The sequence below is a fragment of the Nocardia sp. NPDC050406 genome (assembly GCF_044459025.1).
Lineage (GTDB): Bacteria > Actinomycetota > Actinomycetes > Mycobacteriales > Mycobacteriaceae > Nocardia.
In genome coordinates this window covers 775,003-791,059 of record NZ_JBITIM010000002.1, presented here as the reverse complement: position 1 = coordinate 791,059, position 16,057 = coordinate 775,003, and the positions used below count along the sequence as shown (strand labels likewise).

15 protein-coding genes are annotated in these 16,057 nt (G+C 68.4%); 7 read left to right on the top strand and 8 right to left on the bottom strand.

Going from position 1 to position 16,057, the window contains the following annotated elements; genetic code table 11:
• Nucleotides 1-50 precede the first annotated feature (50 nt).
• The gene (locus ACIBH2_RS16960; RefSeq protein WP_397118344.1) at nt 51-344 is read left to right on the top strand and encodes a 4a-hydroxytetrahydrobiopterin dehydratase; all 294 of its coding nucleotides are present in this window, start codon (nt 51-53) and stop codon (nt 342-344) included.
• On the opposite strand, the gene ACIBH2_RS16955 is transcribed toward ACIBH2_RS16960, so the two are convergent.
• Nucleotides 286-1,506 carry a mannosyltransferase gene (locus ACIBH2_RS16955; RefSeq protein WP_397118342.1) on the bottom strand — a complete coding sequence of 407 codons (1,221 nt, stop codon included), beginning with the start codon at nt 1,504-1,506 and terminating at the stop codon, nt 286-288. The two genes, ACIBH2_RS16960 and ACIBH2_RS16955, sit on opposite strands and share 59 nt — an antisense overlap.
• 372 nt (nt 1,507-1,878) lie before the next feature.
• Here ACIBH2_RS16955 and ACIBH2_RS16950 point away from each other — a divergent pair, with 372 nt between their 5' ends.
• The gene (locus ACIBH2_RS16950; protein WP_397118340.1) at nt 1,879-2,631 is read left to right on the top strand and encodes a hypothetical protein; all 753 of its coding nucleotides are present in this window, start codon (nt 1,879-1,881) and stop codon (nt 2,629-2,631) included.
• 138 nt (nt 2,632-2,769) lie between these two features.
• Nucleotides 2,770-3,153 carry a hypothetical protein gene (locus ACIBH2_RS16945; protein WP_397118338.1) on the top strand — a complete coding sequence of 128 codons (384 nt, stop codon included), beginning with the start codon at nt 2,770-2,772 and terminating at the stop codon, nt 3,151-3,153.
• Nucleotides 3,154-3,196: 43 nt separating this feature from the next.
• Here ACIBH2_RS16945 and ACIBH2_RS16940 read toward each other — a convergent pair whose 3' ends face one another.
• The 4 genes from ACIBH2_RS16940 to ACIBH2_RS16925 all read right to left on the bottom strand — a co-directional run bounded on the left by ACIBH2_RS16940 (nt 3,197) and on the right by ACIBH2_RS16925 (nt 9,690).
• Nucleotides 3,197-3,925 carry a DUF1906 domain-containing protein gene (locus ACIBH2_RS16940; protein WP_397118336.1) on the bottom strand — a complete coding sequence of 243 codons (729 nt, stop codon included), beginning with the start codon at nt 3,923-3,925 and terminating at the stop codon, nt 3,197-3,199.
• Nucleotides 3,926-4,225: 300 nt separating this feature from the next.
• A complete protein-coding gene (locus tag ACIBH2_RS16935; RefSeq protein ID WP_397118335.1) occupies nt 4,226-5,371 on the bottom strand; it encodes a hypothetical protein in 1,146 nt (381 codons plus the stop codon).
• A gap of 166 nt (nt 5,372-5,537) precedes the next feature.
• On the bottom strand, nt 5,538-6,146 hold the full coding sequence (locus tag ACIBH2_RS16930) for a CHAP domain-containing protein (RefSeq protein ID WP_397118333.1): 609 nt from the start codon (nt 6,144-6,146) through the stop codon (nt 5,538-5,540).
• 115 nt (nt 6,147-6,261) lie between these two features.
• Entirely contained in the window at nt 6,262-9,690 is a 3,429-nt protein-coding gene (locus tag ACIBH2_RS16925) for a BTAD domain-containing putative transcriptional regulator (RefSeq protein ID WP_397118331.1), read from the bottom strand.
• 130 nt (nt 9,691-9,820) lie between these two features.
• Between ACIBH2_RS16925 and ACIBH2_RS16920 the strand changes: the two genes are divergently transcribed.
• A complete protein-coding gene (locus tag ACIBH2_RS16920; protein WP_397118329.1) occupies nt 9,821-10,336 on the top strand; it encodes a hypothetical protein in 516 nt (171 codons plus the stop codon).
• 2 nt (nt 10,337-10,338) lie between these two features.
• Here ACIBH2_RS16920 and ACIBH2_RS16915 read toward each other — a convergent pair whose 3' ends face one another.
• Together ACIBH2_RS16915 and ACIBH2_RS16910 are read right to left on the bottom strand one after the other, a co-directional pair.
• Nucleotides 10,339-10,866, bottom strand: coding sequence for a hypothetical protein (locus ACIBH2_RS16915; RefSeq protein ID WP_397118327.1), 528 nt, complete (start codon nt 10,864-10,866; stop codon nt 10,339-10,341).
• A gap of 136 nt (nt 10,867-11,002) precedes the next feature.
• A complete protein-coding gene (locus ACIBH2_RS16910) occupies nt 11,003-11,668 on the bottom strand; it encodes a GNAT family N-acetyltransferase (RefSeq protein ID WP_397118325.1) in 666 nt (221 codons plus the stop codon).
• A 380-nt stretch (nt 11,669-12,048) separates the two neighbouring features.
• Here ACIBH2_RS16910 and ACIBH2_RS16905 point away from each other — a divergent pair, with 380 nt between their 5' ends.
• The 3 genes from ACIBH2_RS16905 to ACIBH2_RS16895 all read left to right on the top strand — a co-directional run bounded on the left by ACIBH2_RS16905 (nt 12,049) and on the right by ACIBH2_RS16895 (nt 14,544).
• Nucleotides 12,049-12,807 carry a helical backbone metal receptor gene (locus ACIBH2_RS16905; protein ID WP_397118323.1) on the top strand — a complete coding sequence of 253 codons (759 nt, stop codon included), beginning with the start codon at nt 12,049-12,051 and terminating at the stop codon, nt 12,805-12,807.
• 175 nt (nt 12,808-12,982) lie between these two features.
• Entirely contained in the window at nt 12,983-13,366 is a 384-nt protein-coding gene (locus tag ACIBH2_RS16900) for a hypothetical protein (RefSeq protein WP_397118321.1), read from the top strand.
• 161 nt (nt 13,367-13,527) lie between these two features.
• The gene (locus ACIBH2_RS16895; protein WP_397118316.1) at nt 13,528-14,544 is read left to right on the top strand and encodes an NADP-dependent oxidoreductase; all 1,017 of its coding nucleotides are present in this window, start codon (nt 13,528-13,530) and stop codon (nt 14,542-14,544) included.
• 41 nt (nt 14,545-14,585) lie between these two features.
• On the opposite strand, the gene ACIBH2_RS16890 is transcribed toward ACIBH2_RS16895, so the two are convergent.
• Nucleotides 14,586-15,953, bottom strand: a complete 1,368-nt coding sequence (locus tag ACIBH2_RS16890; RefSeq protein ID WP_397118314.1) for a DoxX family protein — start codon at nt 15,951-15,953, stop codon at nt 14,586-14,588.
• Nucleotides 15,954-16,057 lie beyond the last annotated feature (104 nt).

Genomic DNA, 16,057 nt, shown 5'->3' with positions numbered 1-16,057 from the left:
ATTTCCGGTAAGTCCGCCCATCCCCTCGACAGAAGGCGTAGACCGGGACCATGAGTACCGAGCTGCTCTCGCAAGACGATATCGCCAAGGCCCTCACGGACCTGCCCGACTGGATTCACACGGGCTCGAGTATCGCCCGCACCGTCGAGGCCCCGTCCTTCCTGGCCGGAATCGAACTGGTGCGCCGGGTGGCGCTCGCGGCCGAGGCCGCCAATCACCATCCGGATATCGATATCCGCTGGCGGCGAGTCACTTTCACCGTCTCCACGCATTCGGCGGGCGGTATCACCCAGCTGGATGTGACGCTGGCTCACGAGATCGATCGACTGACCCAGCAGAGCTGACGCGCCCGGCCCAGGCCGTCCACGCGAGCAGCGCCAGCACGCCGATCACATCCACCGCGCCGAGCCAGGCGAGAATGCCCGGCCGCGAGATGGTCCAGATATCGGGCTGCGCGAACGACAGCACCCACGGCACCCCGACGAGCGCCGTCACCAGCCAGTACCCGGCGATGATCCGCGCGCCCGCGACCGCACGCAGCGGACCGTAGAGCAGCCACAGCACGGTCGGGATGAGCCAGACGAAGTGATGCGACCAGGAGATGGGCGACATCATCAGCCCGATGAACTGCACGATGACGAGGGTGCCCATGCGATCGTCGGAATCCAGTGCGCGCCAGGCGAAGACGGCCAGGATCAGCGTCACCAGCAGCGCCGCGATCCACCACGGGCCGGACTGCACGTCGTAGCCGAGGATCCGACTCAGGGCTCCGCGCAGTGACTGATTCCACACCGAGCCCACCGGCCCGATGCGCTCGGCGTCGCCCAGCAGCGAGCCGAAGTAGCGATTGGTCTCGGCCCCGTTGATCAGATAGCTGAGCCCGACGGTGCCGCCGAACACCACCGCCGACCACACCGCCGTCGCCCAGCGCCGCCGCGCCACGAAGTACAGCCCCGTAATGGCCGGGGTGAGTTTGATGCCCGCGATCGCGCCGACCAGGGTGCCCGATATCCACCACCGGGAACTGCGCACCGCGAGCATGGCCCCGAGCACCAGGAACACGTTGACCTGGCCGTAGTCCAGCGTCGTGCGCACCGGCTCCATCCACACCCCGACCGCGGTCCACGCGACCGCCGCTGTGCGCCAGCGGGATTCGCGCGCGACCTCGGCGCCGAGAATGAGCTCGAACGCGATGCGCACCACCCAGTACAGCGCGGCCACGGTGAGCAGTAGCCAGCCGATGGCCACCACCGGGAACGGCAGGAAGTGCAGGGGGAAGAACACCACCGCGGCGAAGGGCGGATAGGTGAACGGCAGCGGGAAGTCCGGCGTCACCTTCGAGTAGGTGAAGTCGTAGAGGTGATCGGTGAGCAGGTCCGCCGAACCGTCCACGTACACGTGCAGATCGACGAAGTTCATCCCGTTCGGCGACAGCAGCACCCACAGCAGCCGCGCCAGCACCGAGACGGTCAGCGCGGCCACGGCGAGTCGGAGGTGTCGATGCACAGCGCGGACTTTCCGGTCGGTGGCGGGGTTCACCGGCGCTGGCTCCCGGCCGGTGAGCGGGGTTTCAGGCCTCGAGTCAGACTAGCCGTGCCCGTCCGGGCCATTTTCTCTCCCTCGTCGCGGCGTACCGGAATCCCACGGAAATCCCAGGTCCGGGTGTAACATTTGCATCACTGATCACATCAGTCACACAAAAATGATCAACTGTCCGATAGCGTTTTCGGATCGAGGACAGCAAGATCACACCTTGGCTGTACAACAGGGCAGCCGAATCTTTAGAGTGACGCGCAGCGATGGTCCCCATCGCCGCAGATGTACCCGAGGTTAAGGACGGCTACACCAGTGCTTCGCACCCGAGGATCGCGGTTCGCAATGTCCGCGTTGGCCCTTACGGCCTGCGCCACCATTGCCGTGCCGACGACAGCGACCGCCAAGCCGAATCCGGCCCCGCAGAGCACCTCCGGGGTGCCCGTGATTCCCGAGGGCGTGCCCGTCGAGGCGCTCGCCTCGCTGGTCCCCGCCATTGTCGGAGCGGCCGCGGGCCCCGCCGACATCGCGGCCGGACCGCAGACGGCGATCCTCGAGCAGGCTCGTCAGATTCTCTCCACGCTGAACCTGCCGCCGCAGGTGAAGGCGACCCTGGAGCGGATCATCACCTTCCTCGACGGCAGCGGCGGCGGTGGCCCGGACATCCCGCAGGAGGGTCCGGTCATCTCCCAGTTCCTGTGGCCCACCATCGGCAAGGGCTGCATCTCCGCGACCGCCGACTCGGTCGGCACCGCGCTGGCCGTCGCCGGTCCCGCGCAGCTGCCCCCGCCCGGTCCGGCGGCCGGTCAGGCCGGTTTCGTCTTCACCGCGCTGGGCACCAAGCGGCCCACCGAGACGCAGAACCCGCCGATGACCGTGCAGTGGATCAACCTCGACACCCGGCAGTCCGGCACGCTGGCGCTGACCGATGAGGCCAAGATCAACCCGGACGGCCCGGCCACCCTCTCGGCCATCGCCGACACCGGTTCCGGTCGCGTGGTCGCCGTGGTCTCCGGCTCGCTGACCACCCAGGCCGACCCCTCGGCCGCGCCCATCACCTGCTCTTTCCTGCCGACCATCGGGTTCTTCACCGTCTGACGGTCATCGGCTGCCGAAGAGGCCGGGACGACACCAGTCGTCCCGGCCCCTTTGTGCCGTCCACCGGTGCGATGTCCGAGGTGGGGCAATGCCCGCCAAAGGGTTCGATTCGGCAGCCCACTGTGGTAGACCGGCTGTATGGCAGCTGTGAAAGAGACTGTGCGGGGGCTGCATTCGCGGCGGTCGATTCTGTCGATCGGCTCGGAGGGATCGATTCTGTCGATCGGCTCCACCTATTCGATCCTGTCCATCGGCAGCACCGGGTCGATGCTGTCCATCGGTTCGGTGGGATCGTTCGGATCGATCATCTCCTTCGCCTCGTTCGCCAGCCTGGGCTCGGCGTTCTCGGGCATGTCACGCTGGTCGCTGTTCTCCTGGCAGGGCGACCGCGCCAAGGTGGCCAGCGGCGAGAAGTCCACCGGCAGAGGCGAATCGGTGGACGCGGAGGGCCGTCCCGCGCTGCGGGTGGTGCCCGACGAGCCGGGGCTGCGCCAGGATCCGACCTCGCACTGCCAGACCTAGACCGGAGTCGGGCTCGAAACCAACCGCGCGACAAGGCTTTCGGCTACCACTGTCCGTAGTCCGGGGCGAGCGCGGAGTTCACGTCCACCCCGACGCCGCCGACGCTGCGCTTGTCGATCTCGAACTGGTGCAGGTGCGCCTCGGGATGCACGTAGCCCGACGGCGTGCCCCAATTGTGTTGCCAGAACCAGGAACCCAGTCCCGCGCCGAGGGTCCAGTCGATGGTCGGGGAATTCGCGTACACGCCGGTGCGCTCACGGCCCAGCACCGATTCCCAGCCCTCCAGGTAGGGGGCGATGAGTTCGCTGAACTCCGCCTCGCTGGGGTTGTCGTCGATGGAGGCGTAGATGGGCGCGGTATCCGGCCCGCCCGCCGCATTGTGCAGTTCGAGACCGCGCTGCGCGTGCTGCTTCCCGGCCTCCAGTCCCCCGCGCCAGTCGGCGGTCGGCCCCTTGCCGAACTGGTAGCAGGACACGATGGTGAGCCCGAGCGCCGACAGCGCGTCGACCTCGTTCGCCAGCAAGGGTTTTCCGGCCATCCACTCCGCGCCGGGCCGCCGGTCGGAGACGTAGCGGATGACGCCGATATGCCCGGCATCGGCGATGGCCTGGGCGTCGGGGACACCGCCCGCGTAGTCGAGCAGGGTGCCGAGCGGGGTGCGCGCGGAGGCGGTGGGGGCCAGGGTCGCCCCGACCATCCCGAGTGCCGCCGTACCACCGGCCAACGCGGCCGCACGGGCGAGGAAGTCGCGGCGGGTGACAGGAAGACGCATCGCAGAACTCCTTCGCACACACATCGATCGGAACAGTCCGGCGCAATGGCGACCGGCGGTAACGCGGGGTGAAGCACGAGCTGAGAACTGTGGAGCGGCAACGCGGTGGACAACCTGCGGCAGACCCGGCGCACCTTCCCCGATGGCAACATGCGCCATCAGTGCGCCGGGGGCCCCGAACGTGAACTCATTTCACCACATTCACATTGGAATCGCCAGGCTCACGGGGCTCATGTGCATCACGAGCCCCAGGATGGGCGCAGCGGACCGATGGGACGGGCAGGACCTACCGTACGAGACTCATACGCCAATGCTGTTGAGGCGGGCGGCGACATCGATGGTGCGCCGCGACATATCGGCCACCTCGTCGCGAACGACGGCGGCGACCTGAGCCGCCACCTGCGCGTCGATCTTGGCCAGCCTGCCCAGGGTGCGGGCGCGCCAGCCCTGCGCCGTCACCTCCAGGTCGATATCGCGGGCGCGGGGCGGCTCGGTATCGATGACGATGAGCAGTGGATCGGCGGCGCGCGCAACCAATTCGAGCGGCACCTCCACCTCGGCCCGGTATTTGTTGGCCTGGACGACCTCGACGGTGATATCGAGGCTCACCGGAATGGTCAGGTCGAAGGCCACCAATCCGGCGCTCTCGGGCGCGCTCTCGACGGAGATCTCGCGTTCGGCCAGTCGCGGCACCCGCACGCTGCCCTGCACCGATACCTCGGCGGCATTGCGCGGCCCGGTGCGCATCGGGCCCACCTCGATGGGTTTGCCCGCCATGGATTCCACGACTTCGCGCACCCGCTCGGCGGTCACTATGCGCTGAAAGAACTGTCGGCCGAATTCGTCGTAGCCGATCCAGTCGAATTGCTCCCGATCTCGGTGCGTCGATTCCGCGCCGTCGATGATGGCCTCCACATCGAACACCCGCCCGCGCCGCGAATCCGGATCGGCGAGTATGGCATTGAGCCGATTCGCGACCTCGCGCTGCACCATCCGGGCGATCGGGTCCAACAGCAGTTCGAAGGCGGTGCCGATGGCCTGGGCGCGCATGACGAAGCTGACATCACGGCCGGTGACCGGTGGAATGTCGATGACGATGAGCAGCGGCGCGGCGGTACGGGCGTGCAGGTCCAGATCGATTTCCACGACCGCTTCCAAACGCAGTCGCTGTCCGCCCAGGGTGATGTCCACCCGCAATTTCACCGGCACCATGACTTCGAAGTGCACATGCGGTCCGTGGCGGACGATACGGGGTTTGCCGACACTGCCTTTGGCGACGAAACGCGCGAGCCCCGCGGGGCCGACCGAGAACGGTCCGATGGTCATGCCCCGACCGGCCATCCCGGAGACCGCAGCCTCGATCCGGGATTCCGTGACCGCCGCCTCGACGAAACGTTCGCCGAATTCGGCGTAATCGATCCAAGTCGGTTGGTCGGATAAGGGCATCCAGCTGCTTTCGTCGGGCGGGGACCCCTGTCCTGCCGATGAGGGGGCAGCAGGACAGGGATCGATCGGCGATGCTGCCGGGCACCGCCGGGCTCCATGTTAGGACGTAATTCGCCCGTTACCTAGGGCACACACGCATGATTTCCACCATTTGGAATGGCATTTTTCACAGCCGTCCATACCCCACCAGGCCATTGACATCCGCGGGTACGTAGCGATGGATGGTGATGCCGCCGAATTCATTACCGCCCACGGTGGTGATGGTGTCGGCCTCGGCGGCGATCACGATATTGGTGTGCTGGTTGAACGGACTACTGTCGGCGTAGAGCACCACATCGCCGGTCTTGGCCCGATAGCCGGGCGCCTCGAAGCGCCCCTCGGCCCGGTAGTAGTCGGTGAGCGTGTAGACGCCGGGAATCCGCCACGAGCCGGAGTTGGGATTGGCCAGGGGCCGCCCGGCCTCGCGCATCACCCAGCTGACGAAATCGGCGCACCAGGCTTCGTCGACGCCCTCGGCGTACTTCGGGCCTTCGCCCGGGTCCGCGAATTCCTGGCGCAGCACATCCAGAATGCGAATCTGGGTGTCGTCGAGACCGTTTCGGTCGACCGCCGGAAAACTCGTGAGCCGCTCCCCCGCGAGTGCGGGCGCGTCGTCGCGCTGCCACCACAGCACCCCGACCGCTCCGAGGATCGCCAGGGCGGTCACCACCGCGACCGCCGCGAGCGAGCGGGCGACCGCGCCGCCGCGGCGCGGCGTCAACTCCCGAGTGCTCATCCGTACCCCTCCCCGGCCGTCCGTCGGCCTTCACCACTATTGGACGAGCGGCACCCGTCTCCGGTTCCCTTATCCCTCGCGACGCCGCCGGGGTTAACGACGGGCGGTCTCGGAGCTATCGCGGGGACGTAGGGCGGGAACGGTCGGCGCGCAGCCGCTCGGCGTCCTCGCGCAGTCGCCGGGTCAGTCGTTCGGCGGCGGCGCGGTGCACGGCGGCGCGTTCGAGATCGCCGAGGGCGGCGGCGAGCTCACCCAGAATGGTGTCCATGACGCCCAGGTAGGACGCGCCGGATTCCAGTCCGACGACAATGCCCGCCAACGGCAGCAGCTGGGCGTAGAGCTCCCGGGTGGTCGCGGTGTCGCCGAGGAACAGCGCGATGCGCGCCCGGATCACCAGGAAGGTCGCCTGGAAGGGCGGGCCCACGGGCGGCGCGCTGGCCAGCACCCGGCGGGCCTGCTCGAACTGTCCCGATTGCAGCAGCGCGAGCGCGTAGCCGTAGGCGAACAGCTCGGGGGCGATGGCCGCGCGTTCCCCGAGGGCGGCGGTGAGGCCGGAGAAGTCGCCGCCGCGCGCCCAGGCCAGCGCCAGCACCATGCCGATGTGCAGGGCCTGAGCGTCGCGGACCACATTGCCGACGGCCAGCGGCGCGGCGCCCAGCACGCCGTCGCGATGCCAGGTCTCCAGCAGGCGTTCGGCGGAATCGACATCGCCGCAGAGCAATTCGAGCAGGAACTCGAACGGGGCCAGCGCGTCGAGCAGGTGGCGCAGCTGCCCGTCGGTGGCGTATTCGCCCGCGCGCCGGGCATGTTCGGCGGCCTCGACGAGATCGGCGTCGGCCAGGGCGGCGCGGAACAGCAGATAGTGGGCCAGGGCCTGGAATTCGGTGAGGTCGGCCGCCGCGGCCGCCCGAAGCAGTTGGGCGGTGAGCTTTTTCAGCTCGTCGGCGCGCAGGAATCCGTCGCGGGCGAAGATCACGAAGATCCGCGCGTTGACGGCGGTGCACCACAGATCCGGATCGCCCAGGGGTTCGGCGAGCGCGGTCGCCTCGTCGGCGGCGGCGCGGGCGGCGACCGGATCCTCCAGCGCGATATCGAACACGGTGCTGACCAGCACCAGGATTCGGGTGCGCACCGGCAGTTCGCGCTCGGCGCGAGCGGCGCGCAGCGGTTGGCGAATGCGCGGGTCGGGGGTGTGCCAGTCGCGCACCGACCAGATGAGCGGGGTGGGCCAACAGGTGACGGCGCGGGCGAGCAGCCCGGTGTCACCGAGCTCCTCGGCGAGATCGACGGCGGTTTCGCGCACCTCGCGCGCGGCCGGGTGCTGCCCGTCGTAGGCGAGCGCGGTGACCAGGGCGCAGCGCGCCTCCAGGACGGCCGTGCGATCGGCGCGGGCGGCCTCCGGGCGGTCGTGCCCGGACAGCTCGTGCAGGGCGAGCACCGAGCGCCAGCGGCGTACCGCGTCGGCGCGCATCCGGCGTTCGTCGCAACGGCGGGCGGCGGCGCGCACGAATTCCAGGGCGCGCCCGGCGGTTTCGGCGGTCGCGCCGAGGGCGGCGTGATGGGCCAGGGTGTCGGCGTCGCGGCCTCGGGGCGCGGCGCAGTCCGGTAGGCATTTCACACCGCACATCAATTCGAAAGCGGCCCAATGCATGCGGGCTCGGCGCAGGACCGGAATGCCGTAATACACGGTCTCTCGCACCAAGGCGTGGTCGAAGGTGATGCGTCCACTGCGTTCGGTGCGCAGCAGGCGCGCCTGTTCGGCGATGGCCACCAGGTCGATGACGGTGTCGGGCGCGAGTTCCGTAGCGGCCGTGAGGGTGTGCACATCGCAGTCCTCGCCCCACACCGACAGGTGTTCGAGCATATCGACCACCGGGCGCGGCAATTGCGCGATGCGATGGCTGAGCAGGGCCCGCACGCTGTCGGGCAGCGCGTCGGTGGTGCCTTGGCTGGCAACGAGTTTCGCCAGTTCGCGCACGAACAGCGGATTGCCGCCGGTGCGCCGCCGCAGCAGGGCGACGGTGTGATCGTCGGCGTCGAGGAGTCCGGCCGCGGCGGCGGCCCGGCGGGTGCCGGTGAGGTCGAGTCCGTCGAGTTCGATGCGGTCGGCGGTGAACAGCGCCAGCGCGGCGGCGGTATCGCGCACACCCGGCCCGGCCTCGTAACCGCGCAGCGTGGCCACGATGAGGACGGGCCGGTCGCGCAGCCAGTTCACCACCTGCCGCAGCACCTGGAGGGTGGCGGTGTCGGCGCCGTGCATATCCTCGAGCACGATGGCGACCGGCCCGGCGGCGGTGCGACAGTGTCGGACCACCCGCCGCGCGAGCGTGAAAGCGTCTGCGGCGGTGGAGGTTTCCGGGTCCGCGGCATTGAGTTCGGTGAGCACCTCGGCCCAGGCCCAGGCCGGGGGCGCGTCGGCCACCTCCGGGCAGCGGCCGAAGACGGTGGTCCAGGAGCGCTGGGCGAGGTGGGCGGCCACGGCGGTGGCGAGGGTGGTCTTGCCCGCCCCGGCCTCGCCGGAGAGCCAGACCAGGCGGACCTGTCCGATGGCGGCGGTCTCCGCGGCGACCAGCAGGGCGGCGCGCTGGACGGGATATCCGGTGTCGCCCAAAGTATCCGGCGCCACGACCGGGAAGGGGACGGTCGGAGACTCGGATGCCGGGGCCGCCGAACCGTCGTCGCGCCCGGACAGGCGATGGGAACCCGAAGTCCCGTCGTCGGGTCGGACCAGGTGGCTGTCCGCCCGCACCGAATGGGTGAGAATGCTCGTCTCCAGTTCCCGCAGTGCGGGTCCCGGGTCCACGCCGAATTCGCCGTTCAGGAATTCTCGGCAGCGGCGCACCGTGGTGAGCGCGTCCAGGGATTGTCCGAGCCGGTACTGCGCGAGCGCCAGCAGCCGCGCGCACTCCTCGCGGCCCGGATTCTCCTCGAATACGGGCCGCAGGCCGAGGACCACCTCGGCGGGTCGGTTCATCTCCAGGGCGGCGCGACCCCGCAGTTCGACGGCGGTCAGGCGCAGGGCGGTCAGGCGCGCGGCTTCCTGTGCCGCCCAGGGCATTCCGGGGAAGGATTCGAAGGCGGCGCCGTGCCAGCAGGCCAGCGCGGCGTCGAGCACCTCGCACTGGGCGAGCGGATCGGGGCGCAGGGCGGGATCGCGCATGGCGGCTTCGTGGCCGCGTAGCAGCTGTTCGAACTGCCACGAATCCACCTGGGCGGGTTCGAGATTCAGGGCGTAGCCGTGGGATTCGGAGACGATGACGCGGGCGGGCGCGCGGCGCGGGCGATCCGGTTCGAAGACGCGGCGCAGATTGTGGATGTAGACCTGCAGGGCCGCGGTGGCTTTGGCGGGCGGGTCACCGTTCCACAGATCGTCGATGAGCCGGTCGGTGGGCACGACTCGACCACCGGCCGCGACCAGTCGGCCCAGTACCGCGCACTGCATGGGCGCACCCGGAGGCACTCGTTGTCCGTCGATGCTGATGTGCAGTGGGCCCAGCACCCCGACACCTGTGACCGCCACCTGACCAGCGACCCCCGAACCCACTTCCGATTCCGTGCAAACAGAATTGCTTGAACGATCAATATGGCAGAAATTCTGCGGCACGTCTCTTCGGTGTGATCCGGCTTAACCGAACGCGAAGTGAGTACGAAGAGTGATGCCGCACACTGCCAGGGTGTCAGAGCCCGGGTTGCCCTTCTCCTCGTCGATACTGTCGGCCGTCGAGCAACCGCGCCCAGCCGAACTCGCGCTGGTGCACGGCTTTTCCCATCCCTCGGCCCTGCGCACCGCCGTGACCTGCGATATCGTCGCCGCCAACCCCGCCTTCACCCGATTGTTCCCCGGCTTGGAGGCAGGTGCGAATCTGCTCACCTGGATGCTGTTGGACCCGATGGCCCGCTGTGTGCTGGCGGACTGGGAGACCGAGGCGCGGCTGCTGGTGGGGCGCTTCCGGGAGATGATCGGGGCGGCGCAGTCGCGGCGGGTGGAGGAGGTGCTGCGGCTGTGTCGTCGCGCCACGGATTGGGAGCGACTGTGGCACGGCGCGGTGCCCGAGGCGGCGTCGGACGAACGGATCGTGCTGGTGCTCGAACCCGATTCGGGGCGCGAAACGGCCATGCACGCACAGACTTTCACCTTCGAGGCGCCGCACCGGACGTGGCGGCTCGACACCCTGGTACCCGCGGGCTGAGTTCAGGCCTGGGCGGCGGGGCTTTCGAACCAGCCGTCCACCGGATCGGCGTAGCCGTGGTAGACGAGCGGTATGCGACGGTCGATCTCGAAGTGCCGGTAGACCGCGAGCATGGCCCGGCGCACGGCGTGATCGTGGAAGTCGTCGATGCGGCGGGGGCCGAGGCGGTGTTCGGGCAGCAGTTCCAGTCGGGTCAGCTCATCCGGATCGGCCGTGTCCAGGCCCGTGGGCGGGTCGGCGATGAAGTGGTCGCGGAGGATGGCGTGCACCCGGGCGGGGTCGGGAAAACCCGAGGTGAAGGACAGGAAGCGGGTCCGCACCGCGCGGCCGCCGGGTGCTTCGGTCTCCAACCAGTCGACCAGCGTCGAGGTGGGGCGGTCGACGGCGCGGCCGTGCAGGGGGTCCTGTTCCAGCAGGTGCAGCATGCTGGCGCCGGGGACCCGGGGTTCGGGGACCAGAAATAGGCTGAGAATGGGTGTGCCGGAACGGCTGTCGGCCAGGCATACCTTGGTGAGGGTGGGATCGGGCATGCGCTTCTCCTTCGAGAACGATCCCGGATATCGGCTGGCGAATGGTCGCCGTCCGGTCGAGTCGTCGACTCGACCGGACGACCGAACTACACCAGCGAATTATAGTCGAGCGGTATCGCCCGTTTCGTCGTGTTCCTCAGGCGTCGATGAGACGCCTGGTGGCGGCGCGGCGGCGGCTCATCTGGCTCTCGATGGTGGCGCGCACCAGCGGCCATTCCTCGTCCAGGATGGAGTAGAAGGCGGTGCTGCGCACTGCGCCGTCCAACCCGCGCGAATGCGCCCGGCGCACCCCGTCGCTGGTCGCGCCGAGCCGCTCGATGGCCATGCGGGAGCGCATATTTCGCACATCGGCGCGCATGGCTATGCGCCGCACCCGCCACACCTCGAAGGCGTGGGCGAGCAGGAGCAGTTTGGATTCCAGATTGACTCCGGATCCGCGCGCGTGTGGGGAGAGCCAGGTGTTGCCGATCTCCGCCGCGTCCGGGGTGGCCAGCAGGGGGTCGCCCGGCGGCAGCCCGTGCACCAGCGGCCACACCACGGGCCCCTGCCAGTAGTCGAATCGGCTGAACCGGGTCGAGCCCAGCACGCGGTCGTTGGCGGCGGCCACCACGGCGTAGGCCAGCGAGGTGCCCGCCGCGTGCCCGGCCACCGCCGCGGCGATGTAGTCGATGGCCTCGTCCACCCCGTGTGGGACGGGGGTGAACGCGTAGTCGTCGCGATTGCCCTGCGCCGCCTCCGCCAGACCCGGAGCGTGGTGCGGCGCAAGGGGTTCCAGCCGCACGAAGCGACCGACAAGCGTCACAGGTACAGGCACGGTTCCCTCGATCTCTCGAAGCGGTCGGGGGTCGCGTCGGGCAGATGCCGCACCGGCCACCCGCTCCGGATGAGACGAACCAGCCCTGGCGCGCCAGTAGCAGCTTGAACAAGTGAGATGAACGATAACGGAACAGGGCCGCACAACACCGCAGGCCGCACACGAATTTTGCCCCGCCGATCGGCGCGTCGCACCGGCGATTCGCCCGCCCCCGACACCCGCCGCCCGACGGTCGCCGCGGGCCCGGCTACCCTCGAAAAACATGGGCCCCAACCTGTTGTCCGTCTATACCGGCTTGGCCGTCGGATTGGTCGTGGACACCCTGTACGGCATCTACAGCGCGGTCTCCCCCTACCTACGGTGAGCGTATGACCGATCCGGTGGATGATCTCGGCATCCCGCTGCGGGTGCGCCGCCCCGTCCGTCGCGTCGTGTCCCTGGTGCCGTCGCTGACCGAGGCCATCGCGACCAGCTGCCCCGACCTCTTGGTCGGGGCGACCGAGTGGTGCTCGCACCCACCCGACCTGCGGGTCGAGCGGGTGCGGGGGACGAAGAATCCGCATGTCCGGCGCATCGTCGAGCTCGCACCCGATCTGGTCGTCTGCAATCAGGAGGAGAATCGCCGGATCGATGTCGACCGGTTGCGTGCGGCGGGAATCCCGGTCTGGGTGACCAGGATCCACACTCTCGACGAGGCGTTCGCATCCCTGCGCCGCCTGTTCACCGAGGCCTTGGCCGTCGATTCGCCCACCTGGCTGGCCCGAGCGGTAACCGAGTGGTCCGCTCCGCCCGCCGACCCCTTCCGCAATACGGTCATCCCCATCTGGCGCGATCCATGGATGGTCGTCGGCCGCGACACCTTCACCGCCGACCTGGCCCGCCGCCTGGGGCTGCGCCTCGTGCACGCCGACCGCCCCGACCGCTACCCCACGCTCGCCGCCGTCGAATTGACCGAGGAAGTGGATCTGGCGATCCTGCCCGACGAGCCCTACCCCTTCTCCGAAACCGACGGGCCCGAAGCCTTTCCGAACATCCCCTGCATTCTGGTCGAAGGCCGCGCCCTCACCTGGTACGGGCCGTCCTTGACCACCGCCCGAGCGGCACTGACAGCCGCCATGCAGACATGACCGATATTTCGCGCGGTGTCACATTTCGATGCTCGCCGGTGTCTGGAGAGGCATGCCCGGATACAACGCATCGCACAGAGTCCACCAAATCCTCACCGAGACACGGTTTTCGAGGCTCGCCGCCGGGGTGCTCGTCACCGTCGCGCTCGGTGGTTGCGCCGCAGCCGAGGGAGACGTGAGCGACGAGGTCGACATTCTGGAGCTCGCGGTGGAGAACACTCAGTACCAGGCGCTCGACCTCGGCCAGCCGGGGCCGAGTCTGGGCGATATGGACGTCTACTCCGGGAACGCGATCCAGGATGGGCGCAGGGTCGGGCAGGGCGGCGGGTCGTGTCAGGTCCTGTATGTCGAGGGCGACAAGGTCACGATGCAGTGCACGATCACGATGGAGCTCGAAAACGGCTCCGTGACAATGCAATCGCTGTGGGCGCGTGGCGCGAGTCCACTCGATATGGCCATCACCGGCGGTACGGGCGATTACCGCGCGGCGCGCGGCACCGTGCGGTTCTGGGATATCGCGACCCCGAACGAGCGGGTGCGCGCCGAGATCATTCGATGAGATAGCTCGCCAGTCGCGGGATTCGAGGCCGTTGCGAGGACGCGCGCGCGACGAGCCGACATACTCACCCGCACCGCCGACATCCACCGGGAGCCGCCAGGACAGAAGGTCGTGGGATTAATGGATCGAGCGGCATGATTGGGCGATCTAGCATCGTCGTGGTGGATGGACTGAACAGGCAGTGGGTGTTGCGTCGGCGGCCGGTGGGAGCGCTGCGGGACGACGATTTCGAACTACGGAGCGTGCCGGTGCCGACCCCGGGGCCGGGAGAGGCCCTGGTTCGGGTTCATTGGTTGGGCATCGACCCCACGCAGCGAGGCTGGCTCAACGAAGGCGACAACTATATGGACCCTGTGCCGCTCGGCGCGGTGATGCGCGGCAGCGGTGTCGGGCAGGTGGTGCGGTCGAACGATCCGGATTGCCCGGTGGGCAGTTGGGTCGCGGGAATGGTGGGGTGGCAGGACTATGTCGTCCGGTCGGCGGGCGGACTGCTCGGATTGAACGTGGTGCCGGACGGCGTTGCGCCCACGTCGATGTTGAGTCTGTTCGGAGCTCCGGGGTTGACGGCGTACTTCGGCATGACGGATGTCGGCCGTCCCGAGGCTGGCCAGACGGTGCTGGTTTCGGCGGCGGCGGGCGTCACGGGGTCGATCGCGGGTCAAATCGCAAAAGCATTGGGCTGCAAGGTCATCGGTATCGCGGGCGGCCCGGACAAGTGCTCTTGGCTCACGGAGCGGGCGGGCCTGGATGCCGCTGTCGACTACAAAAACGACGATATCGGCGCCTGTCTGACCCGGCTCGCCCCCAACGGTGTCGACGTCTTCTTCGACGGTGTCGGCGGCCGCATCCTCGAGCACGGTTTGGCGCACTTGGCCCCTCGTGCGCGCGTCGTGCTGGCCGGGGCCATCTCCTCCGGATATCAGGGCACCGATCCAGACTGTGGACCGCGCAACTACATGAGCCTGGCGATGAATCGGGCACGGATGGAAGGGTTCATCTTTCTCGACTACCTCGACCGCTTTCCCGAAGCCTTCCAGGCATTGCGCGACTGGCAGGCTCGAGGAGCGATCACCATCGCCGAGACCGTCAGCAGCGGCTTGGAATCCGCGCCCAGCGCGCTGCGTGCCGTCTTCGAGGGTCGCAACCTCGGCAAGCAGCTGGTCGAGATCACATCCTGACATCCGGGTACAGCTGAACGCCCGCTTCGTCATGGGAGTCCTCACCTCGCCGAGGAGACCGTCGGTGTCGGGCAGGCCGGTCGGCCCGATGAGCACCGGTTGTTGGGGAATTCGTTGATCCAATGAAATCCGCTCCGCCGCAGCGTGAAACGGTCCGCGTCGAATCGGCTCAGTTCCATCGTGACCGGTTGTCCGTCCGCTTCGCCATTGAGCCGCAACCGATCCGGGGCGGGATGTTCGACGGTGAAGATCGCCCAGGGTGCGGCGGAGTCGGAGGCGTCCCACCAGCGCAAGGTGAGGCGCCGTGCGCTGATTTCGGCTCGCACCGGCCGGAATCGGTCATCCATCGTCTGGATGTCGGCGGTGCCGCGCTGATCGAATACCAGTCGACGCCACCGTGTCCCATCGCCGAGCAGGGCTGGCACCGGCTGTCCGTCCCGGGTGAACGCATCGACCTCCCAGATCCCGTAGAACTCCGATCGGGACTCCCGCTGCTGCCACGCCACCAGACCGTTGACCGTGCCCGAGACCACCAGCCACAGCAGCAGTCCCACCTGAATACCCGCGACAACCCGACGTTGCGCGGAGTTCCGGAACGGCTGCGGCACGGTCGACGGTCCGACGGCCTTACCCGCCAGCACCGCCGTGATCCGGCGCGCCTCGGGAGCCGCCAGTACCAGCGCCATGAGCAGGACATGGAACGACAGGATCTTCACCGGCACGTCGTAGGTCAGATTCAGAATCCACACCTGCGCCGCGCCGATCACGCTCGACACCGCCCCCGCCACCGTCGTGCGCGGCACCAGAAGTAGTACGCCGCACGATATTTCGGCAATACCGAGCAGCCTCTCGTACATCGGCGACACCCCGACCTGGCTCCACAACACGGCCATGGGCGTGAGATCGCCGAACGGCTCCAGCAACCGGGTCAGCGACGGCGGCGGCATTTGAACCGGAAACGCTTTGACGAAGCCGTAACTCAGCATCGTGCCCGCGAGGCACACCCGCAGGAATACCAGCAACCAGCCTGCCGCCGTGCGGTATTCGGTGTGGGCGCGATCGAGGATGCTCCACACCGCCGTCACGGTGATCGCCGTGACGAGAACGCAGAACAGCAGCACCCAGTCGTAGGCGGTGTCGCCGCTACCCGATTCCCGGTACACGACCTCGGCGTCGAAAACCGTGCGCCCCACCCATTCGACGACCGGGCGCGGCCCTCGCACCGCGATCGGACCCCACCAAGTCGCCACTCCCGGAAATTCCAGAATGACCTGGGTCAGCAGGGCGAACAGGCCGAAATACACCAGCCCGAACCGGAACAGAATCCGGGATATCGGCCGCCAGGATTCCCGGTCCGGTAGCTCCGGTTCCTCGACATCGGAGCCCGGCTCGACGATTCGAACGCTCATGCACAATCCCTTTCCCCCGCCAGGGCACTGCCCTCCGCTGAACAAATCGCGGTGCGGGCTCGGGGCGCAACACGGCGCGGACAAAGGGCGTGAAAACGACCGAG

Bases quoted from the DNA above. Each gene is read 5' to 3' on its own strand.
- ACIBH2_RS16945 (WP_397118338.1), top strand. From the start codon at position 2,770: ATGGCAGCTGTGAAAGAGACTGTGCGGGGGCTGCATTCGCGGCGGTCG.
- ACIBH2_RS16890 (WP_397118314.1), bottom strand. From the start codon at position 15,953: ATGAGCGTTCGAATCGTCGAGCCGGGCTCCGATGTCGAGGAACCGGAG.
- ACIBH2_RS16935 (WP_397118335.1), bottom strand. From the start codon at position 5,371: ATGCCCTTATCCGACCAACCGACTTGGATCGATTACGCCGAATTCGGC.
- ACIBH2_RS16915 (WP_397118327.1), bottom strand. From the start codon at position 10,866: ATGCCCGATCCCACCCTCACCAAGGTATGCCTGGCCGACAGCCGTTCC.
- ACIBH2_RS16930 (WP_397118333.1), bottom strand. From the start codon at position 6,146: ATGAGCACTCGGGAGTTGACGCCGCGCCGCGGCGGCGCGGTCGCCCGC.
- ACIBH2_RS16905 (WP_397118323.1), top strand. From the start codon at position 12,049: ATGACCGATCCGGTGGATGATCTCGGCATCCCGCTGCGGGTGCGCCGC.
- ACIBH2_RS16950 (WP_397118340.1), top strand. From the start codon at position 1,879: ATGTCCGCGTTGGCCCTTACGGCCTGCGCCACCATTGCCGTGCCGACG.
- ACIBH2_RS16960 (WP_397118344.1), top strand. From the start codon at position 51: ATGAGTACCGAGCTGCTCTCGCAAGACGATATCGCCAAGGCCCTCACG.
- ACIBH2_RS16940 (WP_397118336.1), bottom strand. From the start codon at position 3,925: ATGCGTCTTCCTGTCACCCGCCGCGACTTCCTCGCCCGTGCGGCCGCG.